Below are 24,444 nucleotides of genomic sequence, written 5' to 3' on the forward strand. Positions count from 1 at the left end.
GCGTGCGATGCTGGGTGGATGAACCGGGACGATCTCGTCCGGCTGCGCCGGGCCCGCGACCGGATGGACCGCGACTTCGCCCAGCCGCTGGACGTGCCCGCGCTGGCCCGCGAGGCGCTGATGTCGGCGGGCCACTTCTCCCGCAGCTTCCGGGCCGCCTTCGGCGAGACGCCGTACAGCCACCTGATGACCAGGCGGATCGAGCGGGCCAAGGCGCTGCTGCGCCGGGGCGACCTGAGCGTCACCGACGTGTGCTTCGCCGTCGGCTGCACCTCGCTCGGCTCGTTCAGCTCCCGCTTCACCGAACTGGTCGGCGAGTCGCCGAGCGCGTACCGGGCGCGCGAGCATGACACCGGGTCGGCGATCCCGGCCTGCGTGGCCAAGATGATGACCCGGCCGGTACGCGGCGGGCAGGCTCCCGCCGGGTCCTGACGCCGTATGGTGAGCTGCGTGGACATCAGGGTTTCGCACTGCTTCATCACCGTGGACGACCATGAGCGGGCGCTCGGCTTCTACCGTGACGCGCTCGGGCTCGAAGTCCGCAACGACGTCAGCTTCGAGGGCATGCGCTGGGTGACGCTGGTGCCGCCGAGCCAGCCGGAACTCCAGATCACGCTGGAGACGGTCGGCGCCGGACCGGGCGCGTCGCCCGACGACCGGCGGCGGATGTCGGAGCTGCTCGCCAAGGGTCTGCTGCGGGGGCTCATCTTCGCCACCGACGACGTCGACGCCGCCTTCGACCGCATCCAGGCCACCGGCGCCGAAGTCCTCCAGGAGCCGATGGACCAGCCCTACGGCGTACGCGACTGCGCCTTCCGCGACCCCGCCGGCAACATGGTCCGACTCAACCAGACCAAGTAACCACCCCGCACCCAGGATCGGGCGTGCAGTTTCGGGGAAAGTGCGCGAATCTCGACGACGATTCCTGCACTTTCCCCGAAACTGCCGCAACCTACGCGCCGCTGACGGTGCGGAAGTCGGCGCAGTAGGCGGGCCAGGCGGGGCGGTCCTCGTCCTTCCAGGGCAGGACGCCCGTGGTGGCGGCGCTGAGGACGTCGGCGTGGGTGACGTAGGCCAGGGGCGGCCGGTCCGCCGTCGGGGCGCAGCGGATCCGGCCGGTACGCAGCAGGTACACCGCCTCGTACGCGCTCAGGCGCGGTGCCGCGAACGAGGTGCCGTGGCTGCCGGGCAGCAGCGCGGACGGCCCCTCGCCGTCGAGCCTCACCTCACCGGAGTTCGAGTACGGCATGATCCCGCCGGCCGGGTTCGCCGCGCTGACGCTGACCACGCCGTCCCACAGGGCCGGGGCGAACGGGAACCGGAACGACGCCCGGCGCTCCTTGCCGCACCGGATTCCGTTGCCCGCCGCGCCGACCGCGACCACCGCCTGCGCGTCCTTCGACTGGCCGACCGAGTTCTGGAACCGGGCCCAGGCCGCGTCCTCGACCAGGCGACGGCCGATCGGGCTCTCGCCGAGCTTCTGGCCCCGCTCGACCGCCCGGTAGACGCCGTCGACCAGGCAGCCGCGCAGCGGCCCGAGCCGCGGCTCGGTCAGCACCGCCTTGTCCACGTCCGACGTCCGGCGGCTCAGCGCCGCCAGGTCGAGGCCGTCGGCCGGGATGCCCAGCGCGTCCGACAGCCCGGCGAGCAGCTCCGGATCGGCCGCGGCCAGCTCCAGGTACGACTCCAGCAGCGCCCGCTGGTCCGTTCCGGTCAGCAGCGCCAGCGGGTCGCAGGGCAGCACCACGAAGCTGAGGTTCAGCACGAAGCGGTGGAAGCCGTCCTCGGCCAGCTTGCCCAGCATGTCCTGCAGGCCGCCGACGACGTCGGCGGTGGTGTGACCGGGGGCGTCCACGGCGACCAGCCGGATCCGGTAGTCCCGCCCGCCCTCGGGCAGCTTCCACTCGGCGCTCGTCTCGACCGTGCGCGGCGACCCCTTGGGCAGGGCCGGGGCCGGTTCGGTCGTGGTGACCGGAGCGGTGCTCACCGAGGCGTCGAGGGAGTCGCGCAGCGTACGGTAGACCAGCTCGCCATGGGTGACGGCGGTCAGCGGCAGGTCGTCGCCGGCGCCGCCGGAGCCGACCACGTTCGCGCCCACGGCGCAGTTTTCGGCGGGTCCGCCCGGCGGCGACGTCGCCGGGCCGGTCAGCTGGAAGTCGTCCACCACCAGCACCGCCACGTCGGCCGGGCTGCGCTCGGCGGGCTTGGGGCCCGGTGAGGTCCGGTCGGCGGGGGTGCCGCTGGGGGTGCAGGCGGTCAGGCCCAGCGCGAGCAGTGCCGCCAGGGCCGCGGTACGGGATCTGCGCTTGTGCATGTGTGTCCTCCGTGATGGGTGGCGGGCGCCGGGGTCACCGGTTGGCCCGGACGTGCAGTTCCGCGCGCCAGGCGGCGACCTGCTGCTGGAGCGCGGTGTCCTCCGGCTGGGCGGCCTGGAGGCGGTCGAGGGCGTGCAGGGCGTCGCGGGTGCGGCCGAGGGCCGGGCTGACCGAGACGAGGTCGCGGCAGGCGCGTTCGCGCAGCGCGGCCAGGTGCTGCGCGCCGGCGCGTACGAAGTCCTGGTCGTGCAGGCCGAGCAGCGGCCGCTCCCGCCACAGGCCCAGGGCCTGGATCAGCAGGTCCACCGCGACGTTGTCCCAGCCCGCCCCGGCGCGCCAGACGAGGTCCTCGAACCGGTGGATGTCCACCTGGTTCGGGTCCAGGATCAGGCGGTAGCCGGTCGTGGCGGCGCGCTCGGTGAACAGCACCTCCTGCGGCGCCCGCCCGCCCGCGGCCAGGCACATCCGGATCATGTGGATCCGCTTGTGCACCGCGACCCGGTGCTCGCGGCGCATGATGCGGACGGGGTCGGGCCAGCAGTCGCGGTAGAGGGTGTCGGCGTGCACCAGCCCGCCACGGGCCAGCACCAGCCGGGCCAGCACGGTGGTGGCCAGCGGCGGCAGCGGCGAGGCGGCCCCGTCGACCTCGGTGCGGAACCGGCCGAAGGCGTGCAGCCGCACCGCGACCGGCTGCGGCGCCCGCCGCGCCTCGGCGGGCTTGGCGGCGGGCACCGGTCGGCCGAGGTGGTTGTCTGAGTACATCTGGGGCCTCCCTGGCATCGCTTTCGATGCCAGGGTCGCGGCCCGCCCGCGCCGTCGCCAGGTCCGGCGGCCACTTGCCGAGAGTCTGCCGACGGTGCCGACAGATTGCCAACGGATCGCCCGTCCCGGTGCCAGATTGGCGATTGACAGCGCCCGCTGCGTGACTGTCCGGGCGGGTACTGTCTGGTTCGCGTCCAATGTGCTGTCCGCTATCGATGGTCGCGTTGACCGGGCAGCTGAATGGGGTCATCGTCGTAATCCGACAGATTCTAGGGCCGCGCGGAGCATCGACGGGGGCGAAGATGGCCGACTACACGAAGCGCTGGTGGCCCGCTGACGGCCCGGTGCTGGAGCTGCTGTCGTACCTGGACAAGCTGCACGCCTCGGCCGGTCGGCCGACGATGGTCGCCATCGCCCGCGCGGTGCACCTGGAACCGGCCACCGTGCACCAGTTCTTCACCGGCAAGCGGCTGGTCGGCCAGGCGCACCTGCGCAACCTCGCCCTGCACCTGGACGGCGACCCCGAGCTGGCCGAGCAGCTGCGCCGCGCCGCGGTGCCCGCCTGGCAGGACCTGCGCGCCGGGCGGCCGCCGGCCGAGCCCGCGCCGCCGGCGCACCAGGAGCGGGGGACGCGCGGTTGGACGGTCGCGCCAGACAGCACCGAGGGCAGCGAGGTCATCTTCTACGAGGCGGCGGTGAACCGGCCCAACCGGCCGCGGCTGCTGGTCGGCCGGGCCGACCTGATCGAGGCGGTGGGCGGGCGGCTGGACGCGGGGGCGCGGCTGCTGCTGCACGGCCTGGGCGGCAGCGGCAAGACCGCGCTGGCGGCCACCATCGCCGACCGGCGCATCGAGGCGGGCAAGGGGCCGTACCTGTGGGTACGGGTCGGCACCACCGGCGCCGACCTGGTGCTCGACGCGATGGCCCGCTGCCTGGCCACGGTCACCGGCCGCCGCTGGACCGGCACCAGCGCGGGCGACGGCAGGCTGCTGGCCGTGGCCGGCGCCATCACCGCCAGCGGCGCCACCCTGTGCGTGCTGGACGACGCGTGGGAGGCGGGCACCCTGCACACGGTGCTGCAGGCGGTGCCCGACCACGTCGGCGTGCTGGTCACCTCCCGGTTCCGGATCGGCGTGGCCGACCAGGTCGCCGTCGACGGGCTGGACCCGGTCGCGGCGGCGGGGCTGCTGGCCCACCACGCCCAGCAGGACTCCTACACCGCCCGCCCCGACTCCTACGAGCTGTGCGCCTACCTGGCGTACCAGCCGTACCTGATCGAGATCGCGGGTCACCGGCTGCGGCAGTACGCGCTGACCCCCGCCGAGCTGCGGCGGCAGCTGGAGACGCCCACCGAGATCGAGATGCCGGCCGGGTTCGCCGCGCCGGGCCGGGAGAACGGGCGGCGCCTGCTCGACACCACCTACGAGGCGCTGCCGCCGGACGCGCGGGCGGTGCTCGGCGCGGTCGGCGGCCTGTTCAGCGGCGTGGTCACGCCGGGTCTGGTCGAGCGCTGCCTCGGCTTCGGCGCCAACCGGACCCTGGCCGCGCTCAACGCCCTGGTCGACGCGAGCTTCGCCAAGCGGGCGGCGGGGACCGCGGCGTACGCGTTCCACGACCTGACCGTCGGCTACGCCCGGGTGGTGCTGCACGGCGACCGCGACCCGGGCGCCGCGATCACGGCGGTGCGGGCGTTCGTCGAGGCGTACCGGGCCGAGCACCAGGTCATCGCCCTCGACCTCGACAACGTGATCGCGGCCGCCGAGCGTGCGCAGAGCGCGGCGGTCGAGGACTTCCTGGCGATCGTGACCACCCTGGCCGAGGGCGGCTACCTGGACACCTACGGCCACCTTGCCCTGCTGAACCTCGTGGACGCCGCGATCGCCCGGCTGTGGGAGCGCCACGACGTGCGGCGGCTGCACCTGCTGCTGAGCAAGCGGGGCAACGCCTGCTACAACCAGCGCGAGTTCGCGCAGGCCGTGCACTACTACCAGCAGGCGCTGGCGCTGGCGCCCACCCCGGCCCGCCGGGCGGTGCTGCTCAGCGTCATCGGCAAGTCGTACGCCGAATCCGGGCAGCGGGCCGAGTCCGACGAGGCGTTCGCGCAGGCGTACGCGATCGCCGCGGCGCAGGACGACGAGGCGGCCCGGGTGCGGGTGCTGGAGGCGCACACGGTGGCCGCGTTCCGCCAGCGCGACTACGACCGGGTGCGTGAACTGGCCGAGCGGGGGGTGGCGCTGAGCCGGCAGTCCGGCAACCGCGCGTCGGAGGCGTACTTCCTCAACAACCTGGGCACCGCCCACTTCCACCTCGGCGTGGAGGCCAGTCTCGGCTACCACCGGATGGCTATGGACATCGGCACGGAGCTGGACAACCAGCGGGTGCTCGCCCTCACCCACTACAGCGTCGGGATCGACCACCACGCGCTGGAGGACTTCGACGAGGCGCGGGCCCACCTCACCGAGGCCAGGCGCCTGCACGAGCGGCTCGGCGAGACCGGCGCGTCTGCGGATCTGCGAGCGGTGATGCAGCGGTTCGGCTACCTGAACTGATCCGCGCGATCGAGGCCGCCCGACCGGATCCCGGTCGGGCGGCCGGATCGGCGGGTTACCGCTTCGGGTTGCCGTTCACGGGCGGCTCGTCGGCGCCGACGTAGGCGGCCGCGGCCGCCTTGCCGAGCACCGCGACGTCCAGGGTGCAGGCGTCGAGCACGGTCGGGGAGTCCTTGACCCCGGCCTCCAGGCAGATCGCGCGGGCCCTGCCGCGCTCCTCCTGGTCGAGGTCGCCGGCGAAGAACGGCCGACCGGGGTTGCCCTCCTCGGTGACCTTGCCGCAGTCGTTCAGCAGCGACTCCTCGGCCCTGACCCGCCAGCTCTCGCCGTACTTCCAGTACAGCTCCTCGAAGGTCAGCGGGGTCTGGTACACGCTGCCGTCGCGGCCCTGCAGCAGCTGCGGCGAGTTCTCCGGGTTGGCGAGCAGCCCGCGCACCTGGGTCGGCCACTTGCCCAGGCCGACGTCGGCGTTGATCCAGGTGCTCTCGTTGATCGTCGCGGTGACGCTGTTGCCGTGCTCGTCGACGATCGTGTACGTGTCGCCGGACCGGTCGATGCTGACGCCGTCCCGGTAGATCGCGGTGCCGCTGGTGACGTGGACGGGGCTGCCGTTGACGAACAGCTGGTCCTTGTCCGACGCGCAGACCGCGACCCGGGTCGGGCCCATCTGCGCGGCCACCGCGCTGTTGTATGAGGCGTCCGGCCAGCGCGGCGCGCTGGAGATCTGCCGCGACTGGACGGTGAACTCCGGGTCGGCCTGGGCGAGCAGGAAGTCGCCGGTGGCCTGGAAGTCGTAGTACGTCCCGCCGAAGGTGCGCAGGTGGGTGTCGCCGATGGCGGTGGCCTGGGTCGCGCAGTTCGGCGTCGAGCTGCCGGCGGTGTTCTCCACGAACATCAGGGCCGGGCCGGGCGGGGTGGGGCTGGGCGGGGTGGTGGTGAAGCCGAGGTTGTTGGTCTCGCCGGTGAAGCCGCGCGCGACGCAGTCGGGCTTCTCGGTGCCGCCGTACAGGATGCGGGTCCGCACCGAGATCGACGCGCCCGGGTTGAAGGTGGCCATGCCGCCGCCGTCGCTGTTGCCGCCGTAGCCGAAGACGTTGAACTCGGCGGTGGTCCAGCCCCCGGCCGCGCGGACGGCGTTGTCGCCGACCGCGGTGTAGCTCGTGGGCCCGACGTACATCGTGACCGAGTCGCCGGTCGGCGTGGCCGCGCCGGCCAGCCGCAGGTTGGCCAGGTTGGTGATCGGCTGGAACGGGACCGCCACGCCGGTCGGGGCGTTGCGCCAGCAGTAGATCGTGCTGCTGCCGGTGAACGAGAACTGGTTCCAGAGGATGCCGCCGCCGGTGGGGCAGGACGCGTTGTACTCCAGCAGCCAGTACTGGATGAACGCCACGCCGCTGGTGCCGTCGTTGGCGAAGATGAACTGCTCCCAGCCCAGGCAGCCGGGGTTCGGCGAGCCCGCGCAGGCCGGGGTGGCGAAGTAGTCGGTGTTGAGCTGCAGGGTGTACGCGTTGGCGACCGGCCCGCCGGTGTTGCCGATCGGGGAGCTCTCGCTCAGCACGCCAGAGACCGCGTCGAACGAGCCGACGCCCAGGCTGATGTTGCCGCTCGGCGCCTTCGCGGACAGGCCGGTGCCGCTGCCGATGACGTGGGGTGTGCGCGGGGTCCCGGGCTGCCGGGGCAGCTGCGGCAGGTTCGGCGGCGTCTTGCACGACGCCGACTGCCACACCAGGCGCGGGTACACCGTGGAGGCGCAACTGGTCGCGGGCGGCGGCTGCTGCGGCAGCTGCACCCGCCACTCCTCCTGGGTCAGCGGCGGCGGGACCGGCACCGCCCAGGCGTCGGATCTGCGCGCGAGGGCACCGGCGGCGGCCACGGCCGCCAGCACGGCGACCAGGGCCCAGACTCTGCCGAGTCTGCGCGCGGAGGTTGCAGAGGTGGTCATCGGAAGTCCTTTCCGGACTGGACGGCAGCCCCGGGTGAGGCTGCCCGCAACCAGAGGACGGCTCGACGCGCTACCCGGACAACATCCGTGCCGCTTCCGAATCAGCTCCGGCCTGGTCGTCAATCCGACGAACCGCGACAATGACCTTGCTGTCAGACATCCGGCGAACCCTTGGAGCGACGATGCACGACGACCGCCTACTGGCCGAGGGTCGGCTCAAGCGGGTCCTGGAGGAGCGCATCCGACCGGCGATCCACCCCGAGTCGGTGCCGCTGCGGGTGACCGTCTGGACCGCCCCGGGCGAGCCCGTCCCGGTGGCCGAGGGCCTGGCCGCCCCGCGTACGCCGGTGCGGGTGGGGGACCGGTGGGGCGCGCCCTGGGGCACCAGCTGGTTCACCGTCTCCGGCACCGTGCCCGCCGCCTGGGCGGGCCGTACCGTGGAGGCCCTGCTCGACCTCGGCTTCGACCCGAACCGGCCCGGGTTCCAGTGCGAGGGCCTGGTGTACCGCCCCGACGGCACCCCGGTGAAGGGCCTGCAGCCGCGCAACCAGTGGGTCCGCGTCGGCGCGCCGGTCGCCGGCGGCGAGGAGGTGCTGCTGCACATCGAGGCGGCGGCCAACCCGATGATCCTGGACTACCAGCCGTTCAAGCCCACCGAACTCGGCGACCGCGACACCGCCGGGGACGAGCCGCTGTACCGGCTGGAGCGGATGGACCTGGCGGTGTTCGACCCCGAGGTGTGGCACCTGGTCCAGGATCTGGAGGTGCTCGGCGAGCTGATGGCCGAGCTGCCGGTCGAGGGCGCCCGCCGCTGGGACGTACTGCGCGCCGTGGACCGCGCCCTGGACGTACTCGACCTGCAGGACGTCAACGCCACCGCCGCGGCCGCCCGCGCGCGGCTCGCCGGGGTGCTCGCCGCACCGGCCGAGCCGTCGGCGCACCGGATCAGCGCGGTGGGGCACGCGCACATCGACTCGGCCTGGCTGTGGCCGCTGCGGGAGACCGTACGCAAGGTGGCCCGGACCGCGGCGAACATGACCGCGCTGCTGCGCGACGAGCCCGACTTCGTCTACACGATGTCGCAGGCCCAGCAGTACGCCTGGATCAAGGAGCACCGGCCGGAGATCTACGCGCAGGTCAAGGCGGCCGTCGCGGAGGGCCGCTTCGTGCCCGCGGGCGGCATGTGGGTGGAGTCGGACACGAACATGCCCGGGTCGGAGGCGATGGCCCGCCAGTTCGTCCACGGCAAGCGGTTCTTCCTGGACGAGTTCGGGATCGAGAACGAGGAGGCGTGGCTGCCCGACACGTTCGGGTTCGCCGGCGGCCTGCCGCAGATCATCAAGGCCGCGGGCTCGAAGTGGCTGCTGACGCAGAAGATCTCGTGGAGCCAGGTCAACAAGTTCCCGCACCACACGTTCCTGTGGGAGGGCATCGACGGCACCCGGATCTTCACGCACTTCCCGCCGGTGGACACGTACAACTGCTCGATGCTGGGCCGGGAGATCGCGCACGCGGCCCGCAACTTCAAGGACAAGGGCCGAGCGCGGCACTCGCTGGCGCCTACCGGCTGGGGCGACGGCGGTGGCGGCACCACCCGCGAGATGATCGCCAAGGCGGCCCGGATGCGCGACCTGGAGGGCTCGGCGGTGGTGCGCTGGCAGCGCCCGGCGGAGTTCTTCGCGCAGGCGCAGGCGGAGTACCCTGATCCGCCGGTGTGGGTGGGGGAGCTCTACCTGGAGCTGCACCGGGCCACGCTGACCAGCCAGGCCCGCACCAAGCAGGGCAACCGCCGCTGCGAGCACCTGCTCTACGAGGCCGAGCTGTGGTCGGCGACGGCCGCGGTGCGGGTCGGGCTGGACTACCCGTACCAGGACCTGGACCGGCTCTGGAAGACCGTGCTGCTGCACCAGTTCCACGACATCCTGCCGGGGTCGTCGATCGCCTGGGTGCACCGGGAGGCCGAGGCAGCCTACGCCGCGGTGACCGCCGAGCTGTCGGCGCTCGTCGACCGGGCCCAGCGCGCGCTGGCCGGGGACGCCGTGCCGGGCGGCGAGGTGGTCTTCAACGGCGCCCCGCATGCCCGCGCGGGCGTACCCGGCCGGTCGGGCCGCCGCGCGCCCGCCGGGGCGGCCGGCTGCTCGGTGGCCGAGCTGCCCGGCGGCGGCTGGCTGCTGGACAACGGCCTGCTGCGGGTACGGGTCGACGCCCGCGGCCTGGTCGTGTCCGTGTACGACGTCGCCGCCGACCGGGAGGCGGTGCCCGCCGGTGCCGCCGCGAACCTGCTGCAGCTGCACCCGGACTTCCCGAACAAGTGGGACGCCTGGGACGTGGACCAGTTCTACCGCAACTCCGTCACCGACCTGACCGGCCTGGACGAGATCGCCGTCAGCGCCGGCGGACCGGACGCGGTCGCGCTGCGGCTGGTCCGCTCGTTCGGCGCCTCGTCAGTGGTCCAGACGCTCACCCTGGCCGCCGGGCAGCGGCGGCTGGACGTCGAGACCGAGGTGGACTGGCACGAGCGGGAGAAGTTCCTCAAGGTCGCGTTCCCGCTGGACATCCACACCGACCGCTACGCCGCCGAGACCCAGTTCGGCCACATCTTCCGGCCGACGCACACCAACACCAGCTGGGAGGCGGCGAAGTTCGAGGCGTGCAACCACCGGTTCGTGCACCTGGCCGAGCCGGACTGGGGCGTCGCGGTCGTCACCGGCTCGACCTACGGCCACGACGTCACCCGCACCGTGCGCGCCGACGAGGGCACCACCACGACCGTGCGGCTGTCGCTGCTGCGCGCCCCGCGCTTCCCCGACCCCCGCACCGACCAGGGCCGGCACCGCTTCTCGTACGCGCTGGTGCCGGGCGCGGACATCGGCGACGCGGTCCGCGAGGGCTACTCGATCAACCTGCCGCCGCGGCGGGTGCCGGGCAGCGCCGACGTGGACGCGCTGCTGACCGTCGACGCGGACGCGGTCGTGGCCACCGCGGTCAAGCTCGCCGACGACCTGAGCGGCGACGTCGTGGTGCGCCTGTACGAGTCACGGGGCACCCGCGCCCGCGCGACGCTCACCCCGTCCTTCGACCTCGCCGCCGTGACCGCGTGCGACCTGCTGGAGCGGCCTGTCGGGAACGCTGGCGTCCAGCTCGCCGACGGCGCGGTCCGGCTGCGGCTGCGGCCCTTCGAGCTGGTGACCCTGCGCCTGCGCCGATCCGCCGAGCGCCGCTGAACCCCGGCTGAGCCGCGACGGCGGCCGTGCGGACGCATGCCGTACGGCCGCCCTCAGTCCACTGTGGCCATTCGATCCGGGTGGCGGGGCAACCCGCGTCCGGCCCTCAAGCATCAACTTGTGGGCGGTTTGTCGCGTGGACGGGGGACAAGGGTGGAGTACCGGCTGCTGGGTCCGGTCGAGGTGGTCGCGGGGGCGGCCCAGGTGCCGCTGGGCGGGCTCAAACCGCAGACGCTGCTGGCCGCCCTGCTGCTGGAGCACGGCCGGGTCGTGCCGCTGACCCGGTTGATCGACATCCTGTGGCCGGGGGATCCGCCCGAGACCGCCAAGGCGGCGATCCACACGTACGTCAAGTCGCTGCGGCAGGCGCTGGCCCGGCACGGGGCCGACGGCGTGATCGTCACGCGGGCGCCCGGCTACCTGGTCGAACTGGCCCCGGACTCGCTCGACCTGCACGTGTTCGAGCAGCTGCTGGCCGGGGCGCACCGGGCCGAGGCCGCCGAGGAGGTCTCCCGGCTGCTGACGGCCGCGCTGGCGCTGTGGCGCGGCCCCGCGCTGGCCGGCCTGGGCGACTCCCTGCTGTCGGGCGAGGCCGAGCGGCTGGAGCAGCTGCGTCTCGGCGCCACCGAGCGGCGCGTCGCGGCCGATCTGGTGCTGGGACGCCACGGCCAGGTGGTGGCCGAGCTGGCGGCGCTGGTCGCCCGGCATCCGGCCAACGAGCGGCTGCGCGGCCAGTACATGACCGCGCTGTACGGGGCGGGCCGCCAGTCCGACGCGCTGGCCGCGTTCGAGGAGGGCCGTGCCGCGCTGAGCGAGGAGCTCGGCGTCGACCCCGGCCCGGAGCTGACCTCGCTGCACCGGGCCATCCTGCGCGGCGACCCGGCCCTGATGCCGCCGGCGGCGCCCGACCGCCCGCAGCGCACCGCTCCGGCGCAGCTGCCGGTGGCCCCGGCCGACTTCACCGGACGCGCCGACCAGACCGACGCCCTGATCGCCGCGCTGACCCCGGCGCCCGGCGCTGCCGTCCACGTGATCGCGGGCCGGGGCGGCAGCGGCAAGTCCGCCCTGGCCGTGCACGTCGCCCACCAGGTGAAGGCGTCCTTCCCCGACGGCCAGCTCTACGCCGAGCTGCGCGGCATGGGCGACGCCCCCGCCGAACCCGGTGAGGTGCTGGGCCGGATGCTCAAGGCGCTGGGGGTCGAGTTCACCGCGATGCCCGCGGCCGCCGCCGAGCGGGCCGAGCTGTACCGCAGCCTGCTGGCCGGGCGGCGGCTGCTGGTGGTGCTGGACGACGCCGCCGACGAGCAGCAGGTCCGGCCGCTGCTGCCGGGCGACCCCGGCTGCGCGGTGCTCGTCACCGGGCGCAACCGGCTCGGCGGCCTGTCCGGCGCCCGCCGGATCGACCTCGACGTCCTGGGGCCGCAGGACGCGCTGGACCTGCTGGGCCGCATCGTCGGCGCCGACCGGGCCGCCGCGGAGCCGGCGGCCGCGCAGGCCATCGTCGAACTCTGCGGTCACCTGCCGTTGGCCATCTGCATCGCGGGCGCCCGGCTGGCCACCCGCCAGCGGTGGCCGCTGCGGCTGCTCGCCGACCGGCTGGCCGACGAGCAGCGCCGGCTGGACGAGCTGACCATCGCCGACCTGCAGGTCCGGGCCGGGTTCGAGCTCAGCTACCGGGGGCTGGACGAGCCGGCCCGGCGGGCGCTGCGGCGGCTGGGCTACCTGGGCGTGCCGGAGTTCTCGTCGTGGATCCCGGCCTGGCTGACCGACACCGCCGAGACCGCGGCCGAGGACGTGGTCGAGCAGCTGGTGGACGCGCACCTGGTCGACTTCAGCCATGTGGACGGCCTCGGCCGGCTGCGCTACCGGCTGCACGAGCTGGTGCGGCTGTACGCGCGGGAGCGGGCCGAGGCCGAGGAGTCGGCCGGCTCGCTGTCGGCGGCGGTGAGCCGGGTGCTCAGCGGCTGGCTCACGCTGGCCGACCAGGTCACCGCGGACGCCCCGGCGGACGCGATCGGCTGGGCCCGTCCGGTGATCGAGGCGCGGCCGATGGACGCCGGGCTGCTGGCGCAGGTGCGCTCCGCCCCGCACACCTGGTTCGATCTGGAGCACGCCGCCCTGGTCGTCGGCCTGGAGCGGGCCGCCGTGCTGGGCCTGCACGATCTGGTCTGCCTGTTCGCCTCGGCCCGGCTGGGGCCCTCGTTCCTCGGCGTGAACCGCTTCGAGGCCCGGGAACGGATCAACCAGGCGGCCCTGGCGGCGGCGGTGTCGGCGGGCGACCGGCGCGGTGAGGCGATCATGCTGGCGGAGCTGGGCCATCTGCGCTATCTGCAGGACCGGTTCCCGGAGTCGCGGCAGCACTTCACCGAGGCGCTGGCCGCCTTCCGCGAGCACGGCGACGGGCGCGGCATGGCGGTGGCCCTGATCGGACTCGGCGCCGGCTGCCGCGAAGCCGGGCGGCTGGTGGAGGCGCTGCACTTCCTTGACCAGGGCGGTGACCGGGTGCGCGAACTCGGCGACGACATCGCCCTGGGCTACCTGCACCGCCTGGCCGGGTCGGTGCGGCTGGAACTCGGCGACTACGAGCAGGTCCGCACCGACCTGAAGGAGTCGCTGGCCGCCTACCAGCGCGCGGGGAGCCAGCGGGGCGAGGGGCTGACGCTGCGCACGCTGAGCATGTACCACCGGGCGGTGGGCGAGTACGAGGAGGCGGTCGAGACCGCGATGCGGGCACAGGAGATCTTCACGGAGCTGGGTGACGCGCTGATGGAGGCGTACGCGGTGCGTTCGCTGGCCAAGGCCCGGCTGCGCAGGGGTGAGAGCGCCGGGGTGCTCGCGCAGCTGGAGCACGTGCTGACGGTCTGCCACGCGATGGGCGACCGCCTCGGCCACGCGGTGACGATGCGGACCGTCGGCGAGCTGCACCTGGCCGAGGGCCGCCTGGACGAGGCGTACGCGCTGCTGGACGCGGCGCTGCGGCAGTGCGAGCAGATGGATGTGCCGCTGTGGCAGGCGCGCACCGAACGCGACCTGGCCCTGCTGCACGAGGCCCGGGGCGAGTCCGAAGCGGCCGCCGCGCTGCGGGCCAAGGCGGTCAGGACGTTCCGCGCCTTCGCCGCGCGCGAGTCCGAGGAGCTCACCGGTGGTGTGAAAACGTACTGAAACGGTGCCCCAGCTCGTTTTCAGAGCGATTTCAACGACGGGTTCGAATCTTTCATCGCAAGGGAGAAAGCCTCCCGCGATGAAAGGAAGACGTCATGAAACTGAACCGACTGGTCTCCGGGGCGCTCGCGGTCGCGCTGGCGGCGGGTGTGGGCGTGGCGATGGCCGTGGCCGGTTCGGCCGCGGCGCCCGAGGCGGCGCACGCCGCCTCCACCCTGGGCAGTCCCATCACCCGATCGGAGGTGATCAGCCGAGCCGCCTACTGGAAGAGCACCAACCCGGTCACCTACAACACCAACGCGACCGACAAGTGGGACAGCGGCTACACCAGACAGTACCGGCGGGACTGCTCCGGACTGATCGACATGGCCTGGCACCTCAACTCGGACCCGAACTCGGTGGCGCTGGGCAGCTCCACCTACTCGGCCCCGATCGCCAAGACGAAGCTGAAGCCCGGTGACATCCTCACCTGGGGCGGCTCGGGGGCCAGCGGGCACGTGGTCCTGTTCGCCAAGTGGGCGCCGGTCTACCCGAACTTCGAGTACTACTCCTTCGGCAGCGACGACATCAAGTACCGCTCGGCGAGCCTGACCTCGGGCACCATCGACAGCCACACGGCGGTCGACTACAGCGCCTACCGGTACAAGAACATCATCGACGACCTGGGCGGCGCCGAACTCGGCGTGCTGGACTTCCTGATGTCGGACAGCCGGACCTCGAATGTCGCGACCCGGTCGACGATCGCCTACGGCAACAGCCCGATGATCGCCATCTCCGGTGACTGGGACGGCGACGGCACCGACACCCCCAGCGCGTACGACCCGCGCAGCGGCACCTTCCTGCTCAGCAACACCCCGCAGACAGGCGCCGCGCAGTACCAGTTCGTCTACGGCGACGCCTGGGCCGTGCCGCTGGTCGGCGACTGGGACGGCGACGGCAAGGACAACGTCGGCGTCCGGATGGGCTTCAACTCCTACCTGCGCACCAGCCCCGTGACCAGCGCGACCGAGACCACCTCGGTGGTGGCGTTCGGCAACGCCAACGACACGCCGGTCGTCGGCGACTTCGACGGCAACGGCCGGGACGAGGTCGGCGTCTACCGCCCCGCGAACTTCACGTTCTACCTGCCCAACGCGACGCTGGCCTACGGCGACCCGTACGCCACGCCGGTGGTCGGCGACTGGGACGGCGACGGCAAGGACAACATCGGGGTGCGGATGGGCAACGTCTTCTACTTCCGTACCGGTGCCGTGACCAGCGCGACCGAGGCCACCGAGTCGGTCGCCTACGGCAACGGCGGGTCGGAGATGCCGCTGATCGGCGACTGGGACGGCAACGGCAAGGACAGCCAGGCCGTCGTCGGCTGACGGCCGCAGGGACCTCCGGGAACTGGCCCGGGGACGAGAAGCGCAGAACCGCCGTGGTGCCGGTGACGACCTCGTCACCGGCACTGCGGTGGTTCCGGGAAAGGAAGGGGTCGTATGGAGGGAAAATGACGCCGCCCGAGGAGCCGGCCGCCGTCGAGGTGCACGAGTGCGGCGAGCCCCTCGTCGATCTGCGCGGCATCAGCGCGCTGCTGGTGGCCCCGACGGCGGCCGCGACGCTGGTCCGGGTCGGGGTGGCCGACCGGCTGGTCACCGCCCAGACGCTGCTGCCGATCGGGGTGCGGCTGCTGGTGGTGTCCGGAGGCTGCCCGAGCGGGTGGCATGCCACCGGCGCCGCCGCCGATCTGCGGATCTGCACCGTGGACGGCGGCGACGTCGCGGCCGAGGCCGGGGGCGCTGACCCGCTAGGCGCCGCACTCGCGGCAGCGGGCCTGGTCAACGACCCGCAACGGCCGTGGCACTGGTCCTACGGGGACCGGGCCTGGGCGCGCCACCGGGGCATCCGCCAGGCCCGGTACGGGCCGATCGCCGCGCTCGGCATCCGGTAGGGCGAAAGAAGGTCGGCGAGGGCGTCCTCCCTCGCCGACCCGCACCACCCGGCGGCCTACCCGGAACCCGGTGCTGAGGGCTGGTCCCCGTCGGCAAGGCGCCGGGTGAGCGCCCTCAACTCCCTCACCTCCGCCCGCAGGAGGCTGAGCTCGTTGAGCACCGAATCGTTCGACGCCGTCGGCTCCGCTGCCGCCTGCTCGGGCTCGAGGCCGAAGAAGCTGGCCAGCGAACCGGCGAGCAGGCCGAGCAGGGCGACGCCCATGAACATGATGGCCGCCCCGTCGAACCGTCCGGCGGTGGTGATGGGCACGATGTCGCCGTAGCCGACCGTGGTCAGGGTGACGGTCGCCCACCACAGCGAGTCGCCGAAGGTGGCGAACTCCGGATTCGTCGGGTGCTCGGCGTAGTAGGCCATGGCCGCGCCCACGAACAGCACCGCCGCCGCGATGATCGCGACCCGGCCGAGCCGGGCGAACAGCCGCCGGACGCCCTTGGTGGCGATGATGAGCCGACCGAGCCTGGCCAGCCGCAGCACCACCACGAAGCCCGCGGCCGGCGCCCCGGCGAGCAGGAACCACGGTGCGGTGAGGACCACGATCGCGAGGTCGAACCGGCCCAGGTGGGTGCCGAGGTAGTTGACCATCAGCCGCTGGTGGACGAGGAAGTCGGCGAGGAACACCAGCCACGAGCCGACGCCGACGGCCACCGCGACCCAGTTCCCCTGCTCGGGCACGATGATCAGGGGCAGTACGGCAGACAGGATGATCGGCACCCGGGCGCGCCGGTCGTACTTCTCCAGCGCCGCCGCGGCCGCCGCGTCCCGCGGCTGCCCCCGTCGCGGCGGGGTGCGGTCAGTCCCTTCTGTCGCCTTCACGCTGCAGATACTGCCCGGTGCGGGCTGCGGACGCCGGGAACCGACGTCTCCGCTGCCGCGTGTTGCCGGTGCCGGGACCCGGGCGGTGCGGCCGGGCGGACAGTTTCGAAACTGATTGATGTATGTCGACGTGTGCGTACGCTCCTGGAAGAAGTCTCGTGGGAGCCCTCCCACGAGAGTCCGCCGTGCCCGCGGCGATTCCGTCCGCTCTGAGGGAGTACCACCATGAAACGGCGACTCCGCCCACTCGCCCTGGCCGTCGCACTCGGCACCGCCGTGGCGGCCAGTGTGCTGACCGTGGCCGCCACTCCGGCCGCCGCCGCCCCGATCATCTGCGACCAGTACGGCACCGCGCCGGTCCAGGGCGGCAAGTACATCGTGCAGAACAACCGCTGGGGCGCGAGCACCACCCAGTGCATCGACGTCTCCAACGCCGGGTTCACCGTGACCCAGGCCGACCACAACAACGCGACCAACGGCCCGCCCGCGTCGTACCCGTCGATCTACGCCGGCTGCCACTACGGCGCCTGCACCGCCGGCAGCGGCCTGCCCGCCCGGGTCAGCTCGCTGAACAACCCCCGCGCGACCTTCAACATCTCCACGCCGAACTCCGGTGAGTGGGACACCGCGTTCGACATCTGGTTCGACGCCAACCCGAACCCGCCGGGGCAGAACTACGGCGCCGAGGTGATGATCTGGACGAACCACCGCGGTCGTCCGCAGCCGATCGGCAGCCGGATCGCCACCGTGAACCTCGAGGGCGGCACCTGGGACGTCTGGTTCGGCAACATCGGCTGGAACGTCATCTCCTACGTCCGTACCGTGCCGAACAACTCGTTCCCGAACTTCAGCCTCAAGGCGTTCATCGACGACTCGGTGTCGCGCGGCAAGATCAGCACGGCCTGGTACATGACCAGCGTCCAGGCGGGCTTCGAGCCGTGGATCGGTGGCGCGGGCCTGGCCGTGAACCTGTTCGACTTCAACGTCAACGGCAACGCGGCAGGCGGCGGCGGCACCGGCGGCACCTCCGTCATCCGGGGCGTGGCGTCCAACCGCTGCGTCGACGTGGACGCCTGGGGCAAGAATGACGGCAACGTCGTGCACCTGTGGGACTGCTTCCCGAACAACGCGAACCAGCAGTGGCGCCGGGTCGGCAACACCTTCGTCAGCGTCGACTCCGGCAAGTGCCTGGACGTCTCGGGCGGCCGCACCGCCAACGGCAGCGTGGTGCAGCTGTGGACCTGCCTGAACAACGGCGCCCAGCAGTGGGTCGTCAACAGCAACGGGTCGATCGTCAACCCCAACTCGGGCAAGTGCCTGGACGCCGTCGAGTTCGGCACCGGCAACGGCACCCGCCTGCAGATCTGGGACTGCGGCAACCCGCTGGGCGGCAACCAGCAGTGGCGCCTGGGCTGATCCCGCCCGTCGTCTGAGCAGCAGCCCTCCCGCCGCCGACGGGAGGGCTGCCCGCCGTCGGGCTGCCCGGAGTGACCGGGGACCGCGATCTTGGGGCGCTCACCTGAACCTGATCGCTGTCCACGGTCAGGAAGTCGCCTGCAACCGGCTGTTTTGGCCGCTGGCGGCGATCAAACACCACCCAGGGCGTCGCCGCGCCGTCGATGTATCGAAAAGCGGCGGTGTTTCGCGGCATCGTTCGTAGCCTGGCGGAATCCGTCCCCCTTTCGCCCGGAAGGTTCCCGTGAGACGTCTCGCGATCCACCTCACCAGCGTCCTGCTGGTCGCGGCCGCCCTGGCCGCCGTCGGCCCGGCCGCCTCGGCCAGTGCCTCGACCTTCGCCCCCGCCAACGGGCGGCTGCTGTTCATCGGCCAGTCCACCCAGGCCGCCTACAACGACTACACCAGCTTCGCCGCCCCGCCCGCGGGCGGCTCGGTCTACTACGAGGTCAAGTCCGGCACCTGGGTCAACAACGGCCACCGCGACTACGCCACCGCCCTGGCCCAGCAGGGCAGGATGGTGCAGGTCGGGGTGAGCTGGAAGGACAACCCGCCCGGTTTCACCGGCGGCGACGAGAACGCCAAGGCGGCCCGCTCCCGCGCGGTCACCCAGGAGCTGGCCAACGGCCAGTGGGCGTCCCAGTTCACCAATCTGATCAACTTCATGAACGCGTACCCGCAGGCGAAGTTCTTCCTGCGCCTGGACTACGAGGTGTCCAGCTTCTACCACTGCACCGACGCCACCTGCTCCTCGTACAAGAACGCCTTCGCGCGGCTGCGCAGCCTGATCAACGGGGCGAAGGCGAACGACAACGTGACCTACGTCTTCCACCCGGTACGCGGCGAGTACGAGAAGCTGTACCCCGGTGACTCCGTCGTCGACTGGATCGGCGTCTCGGTGTTCGCGCACGAGCTGTGCCTGCCGATCTACGACAACGGCTACCTGTACAACGGCACCCCGCCGCAGAACTACGACACCGGTGCCCTGCAGTGCCGCAACGCGTACATCGGCAAGGACGCCAACGGCAACGACGCGGCGGTCTGGCGCAACTGGGACTACGACGGCAACGTGCTCAAGATGATGAAGTTCGCCAAGGACCACGGCAAGCCGATGATCGTGTCGGAGTCCGGGATGATGAACTTCACCGACGACGGCGGCAACACCTCCGGGCTGGAGGCGGCCCGGGGCGACACCTGGGTGCGCCGCCTGTTCGGCCTGATGAACTACAGCGGCCCGATCCCGAACCTGTCCGGCTCGTACGACCTCAGCGGCGTCATCAAGGCGGCCGTCTACATCAACCTGGACTTCCGCTACGGCTGGGACGGCATCGACGACGGCAGCTTCGACTTCCCGGTCAACTCGACCTGGTTCGTCGACGGCAAGCTGTCGCACTACTCGGGTGCGCGGACGTCGTTCTGCCAGGGCCTGGTCGACCGCGGCTTCACCACGACCTGCGCTGGCGGCGGTGCCCAGGTGCGCACGTTCGTCAACGTCGGCTCGAACCGCTGCCTCGACGTCTCCGGCGGCCGCACCGCCGACGGCACCAAGGTGCAGCTGTGGGACTGCCTGAACAACACCGCGCAGCAGTGGCGGGTGGAGTCGAACGGCTCGCTGGTCAACACGAACTCCAACAAGTGCCTGGACGTCGCGGGCGGCTCGACCGCCAACGGCGCGATCGTGCAGCTGTGGACGTGCCTGGGCAACGGCGCGCAGAAGTGGACGGTCAACGCCAACGGCAACATCGTGAACCCGGCGTCGGGCAAGTGCCTGGACGCCGACGGCTGGGGCACCGCCAACGGCACCCAGATGATCCTCTGGACCTGCGGCAGCCCGGTCCAGTCCAACCAGAACTGGCGCTGATCCCGCGACCCGGCGCCGATCGACCTTCTGGCCGGCGCCGGGTCCCGGGCAATGGCGCCGCTCAGGCGGGCGGTGCCGCCTTCGACCTCACCGGCACCCGCCAGAACCCGAGGCGGATCCATCCCCACAGGAGCATGGCCAGTGCGGCGGCCCCGGCGAGGATCTCCCGCCACCACCAGGACCACCAGGCGGTGCTCAGCCCGAACGGCCACCCGTGCGCCTCGCCCGCCAGCGCGTCGGACGCCCAGACGAGGCAGGTGGCCGACAGGTCCGGATCAGCGGCCACCACCTGGCGCGGGCCGTCGGGCCGCAGCAGCGCGGTGGAGGCGGTTCCGCCGTCATCGCTGCGCAGCATGAGCGGCATGGCCGCGACCTCTCCCGCCCAGCTCGATCCGCACGGGACCCACACGTCGTCGACCGTGGTCACGCCGAGCTCGGTGCCGTCGCGCAGCGAGAACCTGCGCACCTCGCCCCGGTCGCCGGTCAGGTAGCCCGTGAGCAGCAGCTGGTCACCCGTCGGCGAGGCCAGCCCGGACCACTGGTTGAGCCCGCCGCCTCCCGGCCAGGCGTCGCTGGGGCGCAGCGTCACGGTGGTGACCGGCGTGCCGGTCAGGTCGGTGGTCGTCGCGGTCACCTTGTACTCGGACCGGCCGTCCGCGCCCGAGACCTTGACCCACACCGGCCGGTCGGCGGCCGCCCAACCGGCGGGGAAGCCCAGGTCACCGGGGACGCTGCGTACCGACCCGGTCAGGTCGACGATCAGTCCGGCCGGCGGCGTGCCGTCGGCGGTGCGCTCACCGCCGGAGAGCAGCAGGTGCGCTCCGTCTGGTGACCAGAATGTGGGGGTCTGGTCACCCACCCAGTACCGGGCGGGCAGGCCGATGGTGCCTCCGCTGATGGAGGGGATGCGCAGCTGCGTGCCCTCGACCAGGTCCCGCAGCACGTACGGGCCTTCCTGCGCGGCGAGGTAGCCCAGGCGGCGTCCGTCCGAGGACAGCGCCGGCCAGTCGCCGGTGCCGATGCCCTGGGGAAGCCGCCACTGGTTGCCGTGCTGGGACAGCGCGCGCCAGCCGAAGGTGTCGGGGCCGTTGATCTCCACGAGTCCGGCGAGCGGGCCCGGCCGGTCCGGCAGGTCGCTGAGCCACCACTGGTGCGTGATGCGCTGCGGATAGCCCGTGGCGCGGGCGTCGGTGCCGGCTGGTCCCAGCGTCTGCGGGATGACCGGCCAGGGCGCGATCAGGGCCAGCACGGCCGCGGCGGCCAGGGCCAGGCCGCCGGTGGCGGCCAGGCGGCGGGTGCGGCGGCGGCGTCCGGCCCGCCAGGCGGTACGGCCGAGGTCGTCGCCGACCACGTACGGGGCGACGTCGGCGCTCAGGTCGTCGAACGCGTCGCGCAGATCGCTGGTCATCGTGCCTCCACCGGGGTGCCGGGGCCGAACAGGTCGGCGAGTTCGGGGGCGAGCTGCCGCAGCCGCTCCAGCGCGTGCCGGGTCTGCGACTTGACGGTGTTGGGCGAGCAGTGCAGCGCCTCGGCGGTCTGCACCTCGGTCAGGTCCTCGTAGAAGCGCAGCACCAGCACCGCGCGCTGGCGCTGGGTCAGCCGGGCCAGCGCGTCGCGCAGCACCAGCCGCCGGGTCACCGTGTCGGCGTCGTCGGGTCGGCCACGCAGCTCAGGGCGCTGCCGGGCCTCGGTGGTGTCGAGCGCGGCGCGGCGCTGCCGGCCGCGCCAGCCGTCGATCGCGCGGGTGTACAGCATGCGCCGCACGTACGGCTCCGGATCGCCGCCGCGCGACACGGCCGTCCAGCGCTCGGCCACCCGCGCCAGCGTGTCCTGCAGCAGGTCCTCGGCCTGATGCCGGTCGCCGGTGAGCAGGTACGCGGTCCGGGCGAGCGCGGTCGAGCGCGCCCGGACGAACCCTTCGAAGTCCTCCACCATGCCTCCTCGACCGGGTACACGTCTGCCACCGCCTCGGCGGGTGGAACCCCGGTGCCGGGGCGGAGAGCATATTGCGCCCGCGCAGGTGAAGCCGTTCCAGGGGCGATGCGGGTTTCCGTCGACGACCGGACCTAACACCTTCCACGTCATATAACGGCGAACGTGCCATGAAGGCGGTGTCGGGTCGGGGCGCGACCGGCCCCGACCCGACGACGTACGACCGCGGTTACAGGCTGACGACCCGCCCGCCGATGGTCACCACGAGGCGGCCGTCAGAGGCGAACGACCAGGCCAGCGAGCCGGTGTACGACGCGCACCGGGAACCGTTGCCGCCGGTCCAGAACTGGTTGGAGCTGTCGGCGTCGCCGATCGTCTTGTCGTTCGAGCCGCTGCCGCTGCGGCAGGAGGTGTTGCCGCGGTATACGTGCGTGCCCGCGTCGAACGAGAAGTTGCGCTCGGTGTTGTCGATGCTCAGGTTGCTGGACATGGTGATGCTGCCCGGGTTGCTGTTGTAGGTGAACCCGTGCTTGCCGTTGCGGAAGGCGATGCTCCGGCGTACCACGTGGTTGACCTTGATGTCCTCGCCGCCCAGCTTGTAGCCGTTGCGGTCGCCGTTGGTGTTCACGGTGCCGTTGCTGAGCGTGCCGTTGTTGTAGGACAGCGAGTCCTCGATGGTCACCGGGCCGATCGGGCCGGTGTCGGTCTTGGTGTACAGGTCCCAGCCGTCGTCGATGTTGTTGTGCGAGACGGCGTAGCGGAACACGTTGCCGGTGCCGATGGTGAGCTTGGCGGCGAAACCGTCGGCGTCCTCACCGTCGGAGTCGGCGTTGTCGTGCGACTCCGCGCTGAGGATGAGGTTGTTGGCGGGCCACAGGCTCTGCGGGGTGTCCGAGGCGGTCCGGGACAGCTGCAGCCCGCTGTCGCGGTTGAAGCGGGTGATCGTACGCTCGATGATGTTGTTGCTGCCGCTGACGAAGATGCCGTTGTCACCGGCCCGCTCGACGATCAGGCCGTAGACGTGCCAGTAGTTGCCGTTGAGCGCCAGCCCCCGGTTGGCCGGGTCCTCGGCCTGGGCCGAGAAGTTCAGCACCGGCGTCTCGCCGGAGTAGGCCGACAGCTTCTTGCGGGCGCTGGAGGTGCCGTTGTTGCCTGTCGCGATGGTGACCGTGGTGGAGTAGTTGTACGTGCCGCCGCGCATGTAGATCGTGCCGCCGGCGGCGATACGGGTGATCGCCGAGGTCAGCGTGGTCGGGCTCGACACGGTGCCGGGCGCGCTGTCGCTGCCGCCGGGGGCCACGTACAGCGCCGACGACGGCGGCGTGCTCGGCGACGGTGACGGCGAGGTGGGCGACGAAGGCGACGGTGACGGGCTGGCGGACCGGGACGGGGACACCGTCGGCGTCGGCGAGCTCGCCGACGCCGACGGCGACGGGGTGGTGCCGCCGGTGGTCACCGTGACGTTGTCGAAGTTCGCGCTCGAGTAGGCCGTCTGCAGGCCGATGCGGCCCTTGGCGACCACGCTGCTGGTGCCGGTGGCGACCGTGGCGCCGTTGACGGCGCCGCTGATCTGCGTGCCGCTGACGGTCAGCGACAGGGTGTACCAGGTGCCGGTCGCGACGGTGCGCGAGACGCTGCCGAGCACGGTGACCGACCCGCTGTTGACGGCCTGGAGCTGCACCACGTTGCCCGGCAGCAGTGCCAGCCGGTAGAAGGTGGTGGAGCTGGACGCGCGGGCCAGCAGTCCGACGAAGCCGCCGGAGCCGAGCGACAGCGGCTTCACGCTGGCCTGCACGGTGTAGTCGGTCCAGGCCGCGTCACCGGCGAACTCGCGGGCGTTCTCGCTGGTGGCGTTGGACTGCTGCAGCACCTTGCTGCCGTCGGTGACGACGGCCCAGGTGCCGCCGGACTTCGACCAGCCGCTGGTGCTGCCGTCCTCGAAGGTGGCGCTGAAGACGGTGGCGGCGAACGCGGCCTGGGTGGCCGAGAACAGGCCGAAGGCGAGCAGGGCGCTGGCGCCTGCGGCCAGCCACCTGCGTGTTCGCGGACTTGTCGAGGAAAGAGAGCGCATTGGGGTCCTCCTGAGAGCGGGGGTTGCGCCGCCGGGCGCGGGTCCGGATGGACTTGTGGGTACGGCGACGTGCGCTCGCGCCGTACCGGGGCAGGGGGAGACCGTCCCGGGCGAGATGGCTCGACCTGCATCGATGGGGACATCGTAAGGAAAGCGCTTTCCTAGGAACAAGGCTTCCCGTGTGCAGGTTTGTTGCAGTCCCTCACCCCGACCAGCCGCAGACCTACCTCCAGCCGCCCTGCGGCACACCGCGGGCAGACCGCGGGGGTCACTAGCCGGCGCGTGCGGTCTATTCGCGAGGTCACGCCTACGGTGATCGGCATTCGGTGTCGCAACCTCGGTCGTAGGGCCTGGTTTTGACCT

The 24,444-nt window shown here is 72.4% G+C and carries 16 protein-coding genes; 9 read left to right on the top strand and 7 right to left on the bottom strand.

Annotated features, from left to right (window positions below; genetic code table 11):
- Nucleotides 1–18 precede the first annotated feature (18 nt).
- Together QEZ54_RS24240 and QEZ54_RS24245 are read left to right on the top strand one after the other, a co-directional pair.
- A complete protein-coding gene (locus QEZ54_RS24240; RefSeq protein ID WP_281307019.1) occupies nt 19–432 on the top strand; it encodes a helix-turn-helix transcriptional regulator in 414 nt (137 codons plus the stop codon).
- 18 nt (nt 433–450) lie between these two features.
- Nucleotides 451–861, top strand: coding sequence for a VOC family protein (locus tag QEZ54_RS24245; RefSeq protein WP_281307020.1), 411 nt, complete (start codon nt 451–453; stop codon nt 859–861).
- Between the two features lie 91 nt (nt 862–952).
- On the opposite strand, the gene QEZ54_RS24250 is transcribed toward QEZ54_RS24245, so the two are convergent.
- Nucleotides 953–2,314, bottom strand: coding sequence for a hypothetical protein (locus QEZ54_RS24250; RefSeq protein WP_281307021.1), 1,362 nt, complete (start codon nt 2,312–2,314; stop codon nt 953–955).
- Nucleotides 2,315–2,348: 34 nt separating this feature from the next.
- Nucleotides 2,349–3,077, bottom strand: coding sequence for a bacterial transcriptional activator domain-containing protein (locus tag QEZ54_RS24255; protein ID WP_281307022.1), 729 nt, complete (start codon nt 3,075–3,077; stop codon nt 2,349–2,351).
- Between the two features lie 302 nt (nt 3,078–3,379).
- On the opposite strand from QEZ54_RS24255, the gene QEZ54_RS24260 reads away from it, so the two are divergent.
- Nucleotides 3,380–5,626: a tetratricopeptide repeat protein gene (locus tag QEZ54_RS24260; protein ID WP_281307023.1), complete on the top strand. Its 2,247-nt coding sequence runs from the start codon at nt 3,380–3,382 to the stop codon at nt 5,624–5,626.
- Between the two features lie 55 nt (nt 5,627–5,681).
- On the opposite strand, the gene QEZ54_RS24265 is transcribed toward QEZ54_RS24260, so the two are convergent.
- A complete protein-coding gene (locus QEZ54_RS24265; protein ID WP_281307024.1) occupies nt 5,682–7,568 on the bottom strand; it encodes a VWD domain-containing protein in 1,887 nt (628 codons plus the stop codon).
- Between the two features lie 182 nt (nt 7,569–7,750).
- On the opposite strand from QEZ54_RS24265, the gene QEZ54_RS24270 reads away from it, so the two are divergent.
- The 4 genes from QEZ54_RS24270 to QEZ54_RS24285 all read left to right on the top strand — a co-directional run bounded on the left by QEZ54_RS24270 (nt 7,751) and on the right by QEZ54_RS24285 (nt 15,887).
- The gene (locus QEZ54_RS24270; RefSeq protein ID WP_281307025.1) at nt 7,751–10,792 is read left to right on the top strand and encodes a glycoside hydrolase family 38 C-terminal domain-containing protein; all 3,042 of its coding nucleotides are present in this window, start codon (nt 7,751–7,753) and stop codon (nt 10,790–10,792) included.
- Nucleotides 10,793–10,945: 153 nt separating this feature from the next.
- Complete coding sequence (locus tag QEZ54_RS24275; RefSeq protein ID WP_281307026.1) at nt 10,946–13,954, top strand: AfsR/SARP family transcriptional regulator; 3,009 nt, start codon at nt 10,946–10,948, stop codon at nt 13,952–13,954.
- A gap of 95 nt (nt 13,955–14,049) precedes the next feature.
- On the top strand, nt 14,050–15,321 hold the full coding sequence (locus tag QEZ54_RS24280) for a hypothetical protein (RefSeq protein ID WP_281307027.1): 1,272 nt from the start codon (nt 14,050–14,052) through the stop codon (nt 15,319–15,321).
- A 125-nt stretch (nt 15,322–15,446) separates the two neighbouring features.
- Nucleotides 15,447–15,887, top strand: a complete 441-nt coding sequence (locus tag QEZ54_RS24285) for a hypothetical protein (RefSeq protein ID WP_281307028.1) — start codon at nt 15,447–15,449, stop codon at nt 15,885–15,887.
- A gap of 56 nt (nt 15,888–15,943) precedes the next feature.
- Here the strand turns inward: QEZ54_RS24285 and QEZ54_RS24290 are convergent, their stop codons facing one another.
- Complete coding sequence (locus QEZ54_RS24290) at nt 15,944–16,762, bottom strand: ion transporter (RefSeq protein WP_281307029.1); 819 nt, start codon at nt 16,760–16,762, stop codon at nt 15,944–15,946.
- A 225-nt stretch (nt 16,763–16,987) separates the two neighbouring features.
- On the opposite strand from QEZ54_RS24290, the gene QEZ54_RS24295 reads away from it, so the two are divergent.
- Entirely contained in the window at nt 16,988–18,178 is a 1,191-nt protein-coding gene (locus tag QEZ54_RS24295; RefSeq protein ID WP_281307030.1) for an RICIN domain-containing protein, read from the top strand.
- A 283-nt stretch (nt 18,179–18,461) separates the two neighbouring features.
- Entirely contained in the window at nt 18,462–20,078 is a 1,617-nt protein-coding gene (locus QEZ54_RS24300; RefSeq protein ID WP_281307031.1) for an RICIN domain-containing protein, read from the top strand.
- Nucleotides 20,079–20,139: 61 nt separating this feature from the next.
- On the opposite strand, the gene QEZ54_RS24305 is transcribed toward QEZ54_RS24300, so the two are convergent.
- The 3 genes from QEZ54_RS24305 to QEZ54_RS24315 all read right to left on the bottom strand — a co-directional run bounded on the left by QEZ54_RS24305 (nt 20,140) and on the right by QEZ54_RS24315 (nt 24,081).
- A complete protein-coding gene (locus tag QEZ54_RS24305) occupies nt 20,140–21,486 on the bottom strand; it encodes a hypothetical protein (RefSeq protein WP_281307032.1) in 1,347 nt (448 codons plus the stop codon).
- Nucleotides 21,483–22,013, bottom strand: coding sequence for a SigE family RNA polymerase sigma factor (locus QEZ54_RS24310; RefSeq protein ID WP_281307033.1), 531 nt, complete (start codon nt 22,011–22,013; stop codon nt 21,483–21,485). Before QEZ54_RS24310 ends, QEZ54_RS24305 begins: the two co-directional genes overlap by 4 nt.
- 226 nt (nt 22,014–22,239) lie before the next feature.
- Nucleotides 22,240–24,081, bottom strand: a complete 1,842-nt coding sequence (locus QEZ54_RS24315) for a family 16 glycoside hydrolase (RefSeq protein ID WP_281307034.1) — start codon at nt 24,079–24,081, stop codon at nt 22,240–22,242.
- Nucleotides 24,082–24,444: the final 363 nt, after the last annotated feature.

Origin of the sequence: Catellatospora sp. KI3 (assembly GCF_029948125.1) — a bacterium.
Taxonomy (GTDB): Bacteria; Actinomycetota; Actinomycetes; order Mycobacteriales; family Micromonosporaceae; genus Catellatospora.

Bases quoted from the DNA above. Each gene is read 5' to 3' on its own strand.
- QEZ54_RS24255 (WP_281307022.1), bottom strand. From the start codon at position 3,077: ATGTACTCAGACAACCACCTCGGCCGACCGGTGCCCGCCGCCAAGCCC.
- QEZ54_RS24310 (WP_281307033.1), bottom strand. From the start codon at position 22,013: ATGGTGGAGGACTTCGAAGGGTTCGTCCGGGCGCGCTCGACCGCGCTC.
- QEZ54_RS24240 (WP_281307019.1), top strand. From the start codon at position 19: ATGAACCGGGACGATCTCGTCCGGCTGCGCCGGGCCCGCGACCGGATG.
- QEZ54_RS24270 (WP_281307025.1), top strand. From the start codon at position 7,751: ATGCACGACGACCGCCTACTGGCCGAGGGTCGGCTCAAGCGGGTCCTG.
- QEZ54_RS24260 (WP_281307023.1), top strand. From the start codon at position 3,380: ATGGCCGACTACACGAAGCGCTGGTGGCCCGCTGACGGCCCGGTGCTG.
- QEZ54_RS24305 (WP_281307032.1), bottom strand. From the start codon at position 21,486: ATGACCAGCGATCTGCGCGACGCGTTCGACGACCTGAGCGCCGACGTC.
- QEZ54_RS24295 (WP_281307030.1), top strand. From the start codon at position 16,988: ATGAAACGGCGACTCCGCCCACTCGCCCTGGCCGTCGCACTCGGCACC.
- QEZ54_RS24250 (WP_281307021.1), bottom strand. From the start codon at position 2,314: ATGCACAAGCGCAGATCCCGTACCGCGGCCCTGGCGGCACTGCTCGCG.
- QEZ54_RS24285 (WP_281307028.1), top strand. From the start codon at position 15,447: ATGACGCCGCCCGAGGAGCCGGCCGCCGTCGAGGTGCACGAGTGCGGC.
- QEZ54_RS24315 (WP_281307034.1), bottom strand. From the start codon at position 24,081: ATGCGCTCTCTTTCCTCGACAAGTCCGCGAACACGCAGGTGGCTGGCC.
- QEZ54_RS24280 (WP_281307027.1), top strand. From the start codon at position 14,050: ATGAAACTGAACCGACTGGTCTCCGGGGCGCTCGCGGTCGCGCTGGCG.
- QEZ54_RS24265 (WP_281307024.1), bottom strand. From the start codon at position 7,568: ATGACCACCTCTGCAACCTCCGCGCGCAGACTCGGCAGAGTCTGGGCC.